The sequence below is a fragment of the Kaistella sp. genome, from assembly GCF_032060305.1.
GTDB lineage: Bacteria > Bacteroidota > Bacteroidia > Flavobacteriales > Weeksellaceae > Kaistella > Kaistella yananensis.
The window spans coordinates 14,194-25,093 of record NZ_DAMBHK010000023.1 but is presented as its reverse complement, the minus strand read 5'-3'; the positions used below and the strand labels follow the sequence as shown (position 1 = coordinate 25,093).

11 protein-coding genes and 1 pseudogene are annotated in these 10,900 nt (G+C 42.4%); 9 read left to right on the top strand and 3 right to left on the bottom strand.

Annotated features, from left to right (window positions below):
- The 5 genes and pseudogenes from V5N63_RS05045 to lnt all read left to right on the top strand — a co-directional run.
- Positions 1-228 (top strand): annotated as a pseudogene (locus tag V5N63_RS05045) (guanylate kinase); the annotation flags it as partial.
- The gene (locus V5N63_RS05040) at positions 225-956 is read left to right on the top strand and encodes an NAD(P)-binding domain-containing protein (RefSeq protein ID WP_332033068.1); all 732 of its coding nucleotides are present in this window, start codon (positions 225-227) and stop codon (positions 954-956) included. The pseudogene V5N63_RS05045 and the gene V5N63_RS05040, both read left to right, overlap by 4 nt.
- A gap of 2 nt (positions 957-958) precedes the next feature.
- On the top strand, positions 959-1,978 hold the full coding sequence (nadA, locus tag V5N63_RS05035) for a quinolinate synthase NadA (protein WP_332033067.1): 1,020 nt from the start codon (positions 959-961) through the stop codon (positions 1,976-1,978).
- Between the two features lie 55 nt (positions 1,979-2,033).
- Positions 2,034-2,393, top strand: coding sequence for a dihydroneopterin aldolase (folB, locus tag V5N63_RS05030; RefSeq protein ID WP_332033066.1), 360 nt, complete (start codon positions 2,034-2,036; stop codon positions 2,391-2,393).
- A 225-nt stretch (positions 2,394-2,618) separates the two neighbouring features.
- Positions 2,619-4,250 (top strand): apolipoprotein N-acyltransferase, encoded by a 1,632-nt coding sequence (gene lnt / locus V5N63_RS05025; protein WP_332033065.1) that lies wholly within the window; start codon positions 2,619-2,621, stop codon positions 4,248-4,250.
- Positions 4,251-4,257: 7 nt separating this feature from the next.
- On the opposite strand, the gene V5N63_RS05020 is transcribed toward lnt, so the two are convergent.
- The gene (locus tag V5N63_RS05020) at positions 4,258-6,381 is read right to left on the bottom strand and encodes a helix-turn-helix domain-containing protein (protein WP_332029684.1); all 2,124 of its coding nucleotides are present in this window, start codon (positions 6,379-6,381) and stop codon (positions 4,258-4,260) included.
- A 133-nt stretch (positions 6,382-6,514) separates the two neighbouring features.
- On the opposite strand from V5N63_RS05020, the gene V5N63_RS05015 reads away from it, so the two are divergent.
- Positions 6,515-6,970 carry a hypothetical protein gene (locus V5N63_RS05015; protein ID WP_332033064.1) on the top strand — a complete coding sequence of 152 codons (456 nt, stop codon included), beginning with the start codon at positions 6,515-6,517 and terminating at the stop codon, positions 6,968-6,970.
- On the opposite strand, the gene V5N63_RS05010 is transcribed toward V5N63_RS05015, so the two are convergent.
- Together V5N63_RS05010 and V5N63_RS05005 are read right to left on the bottom strand one after the other, a co-directional pair.
- Positions 6,971-7,906, bottom strand: coding sequence for a YihY/virulence factor BrkB family protein (locus tag V5N63_RS05010; RefSeq protein ID WP_332033063.1), 936 nt, complete (start codon positions 7,904-7,906; stop codon positions 6,971-6,973).
- Between the two features lie 372 nt (positions 7,907-8,278).
- A complete protein-coding gene (locus tag V5N63_RS05005) occupies positions 8,279-8,794 on the bottom strand; it encodes a gamma carbonic anhydrase family protein (protein WP_332033062.1) in 516 nt (171 codons plus the stop codon).
- 121 nt (positions 8,795-8,915) lie between these two features.
- Between V5N63_RS05005 and V5N63_RS05000 the strand changes: the two genes are divergently transcribed.
- From V5N63_RS05000 to hemH, 3 genes are all read left to right on the top strand, one after another.
- Complete coding sequence (locus tag V5N63_RS05000; RefSeq protein WP_332033061.1) at positions 8,916-9,794, top strand: NifU family protein; 879 nt, start codon at positions 8,916-8,918, stop codon at positions 9,792-9,794.
- Positions 9,795-9,864: 70 nt separating this feature from the next.
- Positions 9,865-10,272 carry a GxxExxY protein gene (locus tag V5N63_RS04995; RefSeq protein ID WP_332025338.1) on the top strand — a complete coding sequence of 136 codons (408 nt, stop codon included), beginning with the start codon at positions 9,865-9,867 and terminating at the stop codon, positions 10,270-10,272.
- 79 nt (positions 10,273-10,351) lie between these two features.
- The coding region (gene hemH / locus V5N63_RS04990) for a ferrochelatase (RefSeq protein WP_332033075.1) at positions 10,352-10,900 on the top strand (549 nt) is incomplete at its 3' end.

The following is a 10,900-nucleotide window of genomic DNA, read 5'->3' as shown; positions in this document are numbered from 1 at the left end:
GGCGACAAAGCCCTCTCGGTTTTCATTATGCCTCCGTCTGTTGAAGAGCTGGAGCGAAGACTGGTTTCGCGCGCCACCGATGATCCGGAAACCATCAAAACCAGAGTCGCGAAAGCTTCTGAAGAAATGACGTATAAAGACCAGTTCGATGCAATCATCGTCAATAATGATCTTGATGAAGCGAAAAATACAACAGAAAATATCCTGAAAAAATTCCTTCATTCATGAAAATTGCCATTATCGGCTGCGGATGGTTAGGCAAAAGGTTGGCGAAACATCTTACCAGCCGGAATCATCACGTCATCGTGACGACTACTTCTCCTGAAAAAGTTGAGGAGTTGAAGGAAGTTGCGGCAGAAGTTCATGTGCTCGATTTCAGTAAAGATTTTGACGCAGATTTCCTGAATGCTGCCGAAGTTGCTATTTTCAGCATGCCTGTTTCCCGCCATTCCTGGTTTAAAGGTTTTAAAAAATTGGGAACTCAGTTCAGAAAATCCCTGTTTTTCAGCTCTACCGGAATTTATCCACAGCAAAACGGAATCTTTACCGAAGAACATCGTGAAAATCTTCGCGGAGATCTTCTGGCTTCAGAGCAATTGGTTAAAACCAAATATCCTGAAACCATTATTCTGCGTTTGGGTGGTTTGATGGGTGACGAAAGATCCCTGAAGAATTTTTATGCAGACAGACAACCGCCTGAGCCCGAAAAAAAAGTAAATTACATCCATTACGGAGATATTTCAGCAATGGTAGAACTTTTGCTCTCTGCAGACCATCACAATAAAATTTATAATATCGTTGCACCAGAACATCCTACGGTTCTTGAGGTATTAAACGGTGATCAAGAAGCAGGCAAATCCAGTATAAATGAAGACGGCGACCGAATCATCCCGCCGGATCTTTTCATTAAAGAATTTAATTATAAATTTATACATCCGAATCCTAAATATTTTTAATCATGAGTACAGCAAATTTAGATAAAGCAAAATCGAATCTTCCGGTAAGGGGATTCTTAAAAATAGATGATCTTGTAATTCCTCAGGGCGAAGAACTGGTACAGGCCATTCTGGATCTTAAAAAGGAAAAAAATGCAGTAATCCTTGCACATTATTACCAGCCGCCAGCCATTCAGGATATCGCAGATTTCTTGGGAGATTCCCTTCAGTTGGCACGTCAGGCAAAGGAAACCGATGCCGACATGATCGCGTTCTGTGGAGTACATTTCATGGCCGAAGCTGCCAAAATCCTGAATCCTACAAAAAAAGTAGTCCTTCCGGATACCCAGGCGGGCTGCTCACTGGCCGACGGCTGCAGCGGTGAAGGTCTCCGGGCCATGCGCGCAAAACATCCCAATGCGCTTATCGCCACCTATATCAACTGTAACGCGGAAACAAAAGCAGAATCCGACATCATCGTGACCAGCTCCAATGCAGAAACCATTATTAAATCACTGCCCGAAGACCGCCCGATCATCTTCGCACCCGATAAAAACCTTGGTGCTTATTTAGCAAAAAAAACCGGCCGGGAAATGATTCTGTGGGACGGAAGCTGCATCGTACACGAAGCCTTCTCCATGGAAAGAATCGCAAAACAGTTGGCAGAACATCCCGATGCCAAACTGATTGCGCATCCTGAAAGCGAATCTGCGGTGCTCGATTTGGCGCATTTCGTAGGCTCCACCTCAGCATTACTCAATTACGTGGAAAAAGATGACTGCCAGAGATTCATCGTGGCCACAGAAGAAGGCATTCTTCACGAAATGAAAAAACGCGCACCACACAAGGAACTGATTCCGGCTTTGGTTTTTGATGAAAGCTGCAACTGTTCGGAATGTTTTTACATGAAGAGAAACACGATGGAAAAACTGTACCTCTGCATGAAATACGAACTTCCGGAAATCATCATTGATGAAGAACTCCGGTTAAAAGCGCTGAAGCCGATTGAAGCCATGCTTGAACTGAGCAAGACGATTAAATAATTAATTAACCTTGCTGTAGGGCTTAAAACCCTAACAGCGCTTCCGCATAAAAACGATGACCTCTAAAATCATTTTCGACCACCTGAAAATCTACGCCTATCACGGTGTGCTTCCCGAAGAAACCATTATCGGAACCTATTTCATCCTGAATGTTGAAATTCACGCTGATGTATGGAAAGCGACGGAAACTGATGATCTGCACGACACCATCAACTATGCAGAAATCAATGCGCTGATTCATGAGGAAATGAAAATTCCGTCGCAGCTGATGGAACATGTCTGTGGCAGGATCATGCGGAAAATTAAAGACACCTTCCCGCAGATCAGCTTTCTTTCAGTAAAAATGACGAAAACAAATCCGCCAATGCAGGGCGAAATGGACGGTGTATCGGTGTATTTTGAAAAGAAATTCTAAGGGGAATTAAATCAGATTTAAGAAAACATAAATAGCAGCGGGCTTCAGCCCGCTTATCTTTTGTCCCAACGTGTGGGCTTTAGCCAAAACATAAATCCTTAAAATCTGCGACCTTTATCAGATCGGCGGAAGTTCCTGCAGCCTTGATCCCAAAATATTTTCAGTAAATTTGTGCGGCCACAAAATTTTTCAGGCCCGTACCATCTTAAATAAAGACAACATTCAATGAAATATATTGTACTTTCATTAATCTCTGCCATGCTCCTCAGCATTTCCTGGCCCACCTACGGAATCCCGTTCTTCATCTTTGTCGCCCTCGTTCCTCTGCTGATGATGGAACACGACATTTCGAAATTTTCGGGAATCAAAAACAAAGGCAGTCTTGTTTTCGGACTTTCCTATATCTGCTTTCTGATCTGGAACATCGTAACCACAGGCTGGCTCTACGGGTCGAAGAATCCAGACGGAACCCACTCTCTTTTTGCAGTCGCTGTTCCTGTCATCCTCAATTCGCTGTTCTACTCCTTTATTTTTCAGCTCTATCACTGGTACAAAAATGCGCAGGGCACCTATTGGGGGCTTACTTTTTTTGTCGCCATCTGGATGTGTTTCGAGAAATTTCACCTCAGCTGGGAACTGACCTGGCCGTGGCTGAATTTGGGCAATGTGTTCGCAGATTACCCGAAAATCATTCAGTGGTACGATACACTGGGCGCTACGGGCGGAAGTTTCTGGATTTTACTCATCAATGTGTATGCATTCTATACGCTAAGAATCTGGGAAGCCGGCCGCAAAAGAAAATCTTTAATCATCAATTCTTCGGTTTTGGTGATGGCTATTGCCGTTCCGATGCTGATCTCTCTGGTGAAATATAATAATTTCGAAGAAAAACCAATCGGGTCCGTTAATGTACTCATGCTGCAGCCCGAACTGGATCCTTACACCGAAAAATATTCGAAAGACAGTTTAACCATTCTGAATGATTTACTCACGCTGGCGGAAACAAATTCCAAAGGACAGATCGATTATTATATCGGTCCGGAAACCTCAATTCCCGGTTTCGGTTCGATTTCCGAAAACGGTTTTGAGCAGAGCATGCTTTTGAATACGGTAAAAGGTTTTCTCGCCAAACATCCGAAATCGGTTTTCGCAACAGGGATTTCTTCCCACCGTTTTTACGCGGATGAAAATGAAAAGTCTGAAACAGCTTACCAGACTTCACAGGGTATGTATGTTGACAGCTATAATTCTGCCGTTCAGATTATTCCGAATCAGAAAGTAGAGGTTTACCACAAAGGGAAACTGGTTCCCGGCGTCGAGATTTTCCCGTACATCAACGTACTGAAACCGCTTTTAGGCGATGCCATGCTGAATCTTGGCGGCACCACGGCTTCCTTAGGAATCGATAAAGAAAGAATCGCATTCACCAACCCTTACAATCCCGGAAAACTGGCTCCAATCATCTGTTATGAAAGTATTTATGGCGAATTCGTAACGGATTATGTAAAAAAAGGCGCCAACTTTCTGGCCATCATGACCAACGATTCCTGGTGGGGCGTTACCCAGGGCCACCAGCAGCTCATGGCGTATGCGAGACTGCGCGCGATTGAAACCCGCCGCGAAATCGCCCGTTCCGCAAACAGTGGAATTTCTGCCCACATTAATGCCAGAGGAGATGTACTGGCTGATACGCTGTACGGCGACAAAACGACGCTCTTCGCCAAAATTAATCTTTATGACGGCATGACTTTTTACAGCAGAGCCGGCGACTTGCTGTCAAGAATTTCTGTTTTTGTCTTGGGATTTCTCGTTTTTTACACGCTGATTAAGAAATTCCAGAACAGGAAGAAAGGTTAAAGTTAGGTTAAGAATTTTTCCTGAAATTGTAATGGTTCATCAGAATCCGGATTTCGTTGAATTCAAAATCATTTGGCAGGATTTTCTTCCAGTCGGATAAGGTTTGGGCGCTGCTGTTTTTTTTGAATTCTTTTTCGAAGGTTTTTATCTTCTCTTTATCGAAAATCCTCGTAAGATCGAGCAATCCCTGATCTGCGAATTTGGCGAGATGTCCGTAAATGGTTTCGGTCACCAACCCGCGGTCTCTTGCGATTTCGGGGATGGTTTTGCCTTCCTCAAAAAGCTGGAACGTAAGAATGTGCGACGGAATTTTCGCAATTTTAGTCGTTACTTTCACATCATTCTCGGGATCGAAAAGCTGCGTTTCCAGCAAATGAAGGTCTTTTAAACCGTTCAGATAATCTTCCAGATCATCCAGAAAAACCCGGAAGTCTTCGTTATACTGTTTCAGCCCTTTCACGCCTTTACTTTCGGCATAAAATTCTTTCAGCGGACAGAAAATCTTCGCATTTACATTCGTAAAAAAGAAATTCACCGCCCCTTTTGCCTTGGCTTCAATCTCACTCCATTCCTCTTCGCCACTGATGAATTTGCGCGTTTTCTGCTGAATGATTTTTTCGAATTTTTCGCAGACTGACGCAAATTTTTCGGTTTCGGGTTTGATGCCGTGATAAAGAAATTTCACTTTCTCTTTATCCAGCATTTTGCTGTGATTCGCCGAATTATGCCATAGCTGCAACGCCGGAAGAATCCATGTACAGTCGATCCTGCTTATGATTTTATGGATGCTGTAATCGTATTTTTCAGTATTCAGAATTTCTTCGATGCGATTATTGGCATTCGTTTCATCCTGAAATTTCGAAACCCTACGGTCGGAAATAATAACATCAGGAGTAATTTTAGATTTCAGGACGATTCCTTCCAAAGTCCGGCAGCGGGAAAGTGCGACATATACCTGGCCGGAAGCAAAAGATTTTCCGGCATCGATGATAAGGCGGTCGAAAGTAAGGCCCTGAGATTTATGGATCGTAACCGCCCAGGCCAGACGGATGGGATACTGTTTGAAACTTCCCAGCACCTCTTCCTGAATGCTTTTGTCTTCACCCAATGAATAGCGTTTCTGCTCCCAGGTTTCTTTCTTGAGTTTATAAATTTCGTCTTCACCGTCGATGATGACGCTGATTTCCTTTTCGTCAACTTCAACCACTTCTGCAAGTTTACCGTTGAAATATCTTTTTTCGCCGCTGGCATCGTTTCGGATGAACATAATCTGCGCACCGACTTTCAGCTCCAGGATTTCGTCATTCGGAAATTGGTTTTCATTAAAATTTCCGATGATTTCCGCATCATAAAAACGTGCTTTCCCCGGAAGTGCTGCCAATTTTTTCTGATTGATTTCATCGGCCATCCGGTTATGCGAAGTGAGATAAACGTAAGGTTCATCTTTGGGTTCGAAATCCGGCAGATATCTTTCGTTAAGCGTCTCGAAATCGATGTCGCCCACTTCTCCGTCTCGGATTTCGTTCAGGATTTCGAGGAATTTCTCATCTTTCTGGCGGTAAACGGTGGTAAGTTCAAGCGTGATGAGCGGAAGTTCCTTCAACGCATAGCTGTCGAAGAAAAACGGTGAACTGTAATACTGTTTCAGAACATATTCGTCGCGTACCACCGGCGGTAACTGATAAAGATCGCCGATAAAAAGCATCTGCACACCACCAAATTTCTGCTGGTTCCGGCGCACATGTCTCAGCGAAAAATCCATCATATCGAGCACATCTGCCCGAAGCATGGAAACCTCATCAATGATAATCATTTCAATTTCGCGCAGCAGTTTCAGTTTGTCTTTGCGGTATTTGAAATGATGCATGAGATCGGCAATATTGTTGGCCAGACTACTGTCGACCCTCTCTGTGGTCGGAAGAAAAGTACGCAGCGGCAGTCCGAACATCGAATGAATTGTAACCCCGCCGGCATTAATTGCAGCAATTCCGGTAGGCGCAACCACGATATGCTTCTTGCGGGTTTTGCTCACAAAATCGTTCAGAAAAGTGGTTTTTCCCGTTCCCGCTTTTCCGGTAAGAAAAATACTGCGGCTGGTATGTTCTGCCAAATTGAAGAGAGATTCATTCATCATCCAAATTTAAAGAAAATCATTAATCTTTCCACAAACCAGACGGATTAAATAAGTTCTGTATTTTAGAGTTCAAAGCTGTGTAGTCTCGGGAAAAGGCAATATTTTTGCTTTAGCATTATAAATTATGAAAATGAAAAACATATTCATCATCGGCATCGCTTTACTTTCACTCATTTCCTGCAAAACAAAAAAATCTGCAGAAAACACCGATACCCTTCCCAAAGACATCTCGCTGAAACCTGAAAACAATATGGCCCAGCAGGAAGATCGACAGCAATTAACTTCCCTAATGAGAGAAATCGATGCCTTTATTGCGTTGGAACCGTGCACCAATCCTGCTGATTGGAAATTTTCAGCCATCGGAGCGAAACCCTGTGGCGGTCCGAGTTCGTATATTGCTTATCCCACAAAACTTGAAGCGCAGATTCTCCCAAAAATTGAACATTTCACCCAGATGCAGTCGGCTTTCAATAAAAAATACAATTTAATGTCGGACTGTGCGATGGTAATGCCTCCTTCTGAAATAAGATGCGAAAACGGAAAGGCGGTTTTGGTGAGAGATTCCGGAGTTACGGCAATCCAGTAATCAGCCAACGCTCTGGTTGCTGTCGGTTTTATGCATGGCGTCTTTCAGTAATTTGGCGGCGCTCCATTTTGCATGTCTTGAAGGCCTGATATTGTGGTTCATTTTGTTTGCATACACTTTGGTAAATTCAGCACCGAAGAACACCAGTTGGCACGAGTAATTCACCCACATCATAAGGAGAATAATTGTTCCTGCGGCTCCAAAAATTGATGTAGGTTTCGAAATTTCAAAATAAAAACCGAGAAGGAATTTTCCGATATTAAAAAGCAACGCAGTGACGAAAGCGCCCATCCAGACCGACCGCCAGGAAATTTCAACATCGGGCAATACCTTAAACATCAGCGCAAAAAGCACAACAATCACGGCAAAACTTAAAACAAAGTTGAGAACCTGAACCATTAAAAAGGTTTCGAGGCCAAAATGTCGTGTAATCCATTCATTGGCCAATCCAAGCATCGATGATAAAATAAGGCTGGTTAACAGCAAAAAAGCGATAATGAGAATCATCCCCAGCGAGTTGGCACGGTCGAGTACATATTTCTGAAAGGCTTTTTTAGGAGCCGCTTCCACATCCCACAGCGTATTTAGACTGTGCTGCATCTGAAAAAACAACGTGGTTGCCCCAAAAATAAGCGTCAGAATTCCGAAGATTTTCATCAAGACATTCTGGTTGTCCCACACGGCACTGGCAATCATGGTCTGCAGACTTTCGGCAATTTCTTTGCCGGCAATTCCGCTTGCCTGCGCCGTAATCTGTCCCTGCACGGCTTCATTACCGAAAAAGATTCCGGCAATCCAGATGACAATAATGAGCAATCCGGGCAGCGAAAAAATCGCGTAATAGGCAAGACTTGCCGAATCGCGTGATGCATTGCCGCTATTCCATTCCGTAAAGGTTTCTTTCAGAAGCTGCCAGGTAAATTTTAAGTATTTCATAACGAATTTTAAAATCAAAAACATTCACCCTTCATGAGAGCCCGTTTCGGAGGTGATTTGGATGAATATTTTTTATCTGTCTTCAAAATTCGTTCCTACTTTTCTGGAACGCCGTAGTAAGATCTGAAAATCACGCCGATATTTTAATCACATTTCAGAACACACGCAAAATATATAAATGAATCAATGCAGATGCACAAAATTCATCCAGGTTTTCCGCATCCAAAAAAGGTAGAAGATGATAAGCAACAGGCAAATGACAATCAGATAATTTCTGGCTCTGCTGTTTCTCTACCTGTAATAAATTCCAAATAAAATAGATCGTGGAATTACAACATAAATCAAGAGTACAAGAACAAAGAATCCAACCTTTTAATCCTTATACCAGCCAGAATATTTTACGTAGTTGTTGGCAATACGGTTTACTTCCCCTTCCAGCAGTTCCGATGAAATATCCTTGATTTTTCTCGCCGGAATGCCGCCCCATACTTCACCCGATTTTATATGGGTACCCTGAGTGACTACAGAACCTGCCCCGACAATAGAATTACTTTCAACGAGGCAGTTATCCATCACAATGGCGCCCATGCCAATCAGTACATTATCCTTAATCGTGCAGCCGTGAACAATTGCGTTATGACCAATAGAAACGTTATTCCCGATGATGAGAGGGAATTTCTCGAAAGTGCAGTGCAGCATTGCATTATCCTGAACATTCACTTTGTCGCCCATTTTTATAAAATGCACATCGCCGCGTATTACTGCGTTATACCAAATACTGCAGTCTCTGCCCATCGTTACGTCGCCAATTACGGTTGCGGTCTCCGCGAGAAATGTATTCTCGCCAATTTGTGGGGTCTTTCCTAAAAGTTCTTTAATTAATGCCATTTTCTTTCCTGCGCTAGCGTTATTGATAATTGATTTTCCCCGGATTGATAATATCTTAATTTCAGATTCCCAAAGCCGGTTTATAATCCGTATTTTTGTCATCCAAAATTAACGAAATAAAATGAGATCAATACTTATAGAGCCTACCGAAAATCCAAAAGTGATGAAGTTTGTCGCCGATTATAACCTGATTCCCGGATCGCTGGAGCTCGACCGAACCTCAGATCTTTCTGAAATTCCTTTGGCACAGGAACTTTTCAATTATCCTTTTATCGAAAGGATTTTTATAACCGCCAATTTTATTGCAGTCGCCAAACAGGATACGGTAGAATGGGAATTTGTGACCGACAGTTTAAAAAATATCATTGAAGATCAGCTTCTTGCAAACCCAAGGATTTACAGACAGAAATCCAAAGAAGCCAATCCGGTTTTCGCGGAAATGACTCCGAATCCAATGGCAATGAAATTCGTTTCAGGAAAACCGCTGCTTGAGGGTTTTATAGAGGTAAAATCGAGAGAAGAAGCCGCAGAAATACCTTTGGCAAAGGCTATTTTTGATGAATTTGAATTCGCCAAAGAAGTTTTTATTTCCGATAATTTCGTGGCCGTCACCAAAAATGTTTCTGTGGAATGGCATGAAGTGATGGTTCCGGTGCGCGCGTTCATTACAGAATATCTGGAAAACGGTGGAAAAATTTCGAATATCGAGCCTCAGAAACATTCAAGCCCGGTAGAAAGCATCATCAACAGGGATTACACCGAAAGCGAGCAGAAAATTTCGGATATTTTAAATGAATACGTTGCGCCTGCCGTTGAAGGCGATGGCGGAAAAATTTCGCTCATCGGATATGACGAAGATACCAAGACTGCAAAAATGCTGCTTCAGGGCGCATGCTCGGGCTGCCCAAGTTCTACAGCGACCCTAAAAGGCGGCATCGAAAACCTCCTGAAACAGTTTGTTCCGGATTTGGTGCAGAATGTAGAAGCTGTAAACGGATAATTTTAAAAATTAGCCACAAAAGTCACAAAAGAGTTAAGCCAGTTACTGCCTTTAAAAGTTTACATAAGAAATGATTACGCAATCCTATCTTACAGATTTAACTTACAGAATTACTGGAGCTTGTATTGAAGTTCATAAAATTCTTGGTCCCGGACTTTTGGAAAGTGTTTATCACAAAGCTTTAAAAGAAGAGTTTAATTTAAGAGAAATAAAGTTTGTTGCTGAATTTCCCATTGAAGTTTTATACAAGGGGAAAAGTTTGGATTGTGCCTTTCGGTGCGATTTTTTGATTGAAGACATTATGGTATTGGAAATTAAATCAGTGAAAAGTTTTGATGACATCCACCGTGCAAAACTTTTGAATTACATGGGACTTTTAAAAGTTCCCAAAGGAATTTTGATCAATTTTAATGTTAGCAATATATATCATGAAGGACAGGAGACCTTAGTAAATAAATATTACGGACAGCTGCTGTAATTTATTTTTTCTTTATTACAGTTTCATAGTATCTTTACCATTAACTTTTGTGACTTTTGTGGTCAAAAAAATAAATATGTTGTCAAAAAAAGGAATTTTATTAGTCAATCTCGGGTCTCCGAAATCAACAGATGTAAAAGACGTTAAAGAATATCTCGACGAGTTTTTAATGGATGAAAAAGTGATCGATTACCGATGGTTTTTCCGGTCGCTTCTGGTACAGGGCATCATTCTGAATACCCGTCCGCCGAAATCTGCAGCGGCCTATAAAACCGTGTGGACTCCCGAAGGTTCGCCTTTGATTGTTATCACCAAACAGATTCAGACGAAATTACAGAAACTGGTCGACGTGCCCGTAGAAATCGGGATGCGATACGCTGAACCCAGCATCGAAAACGGAATCCGTAAACTTACCGAACAGGGCGTTACCGAAATTGTGCTGTTTCCGCTTTATCCGCAATATGCGATGAGCACAACAGAAACGGTGATTGACAAAGCCGAGGAAGTGCGCAAAAAATTCTTTCCTGAGGTGAAAATCAATTATGTACAGCCATTCTACAACCGCGAAATTTACATCGACTGTTTAGCGGAAAGCATCCGGGAGAAACTGCCTGAAAACTTCGATGCG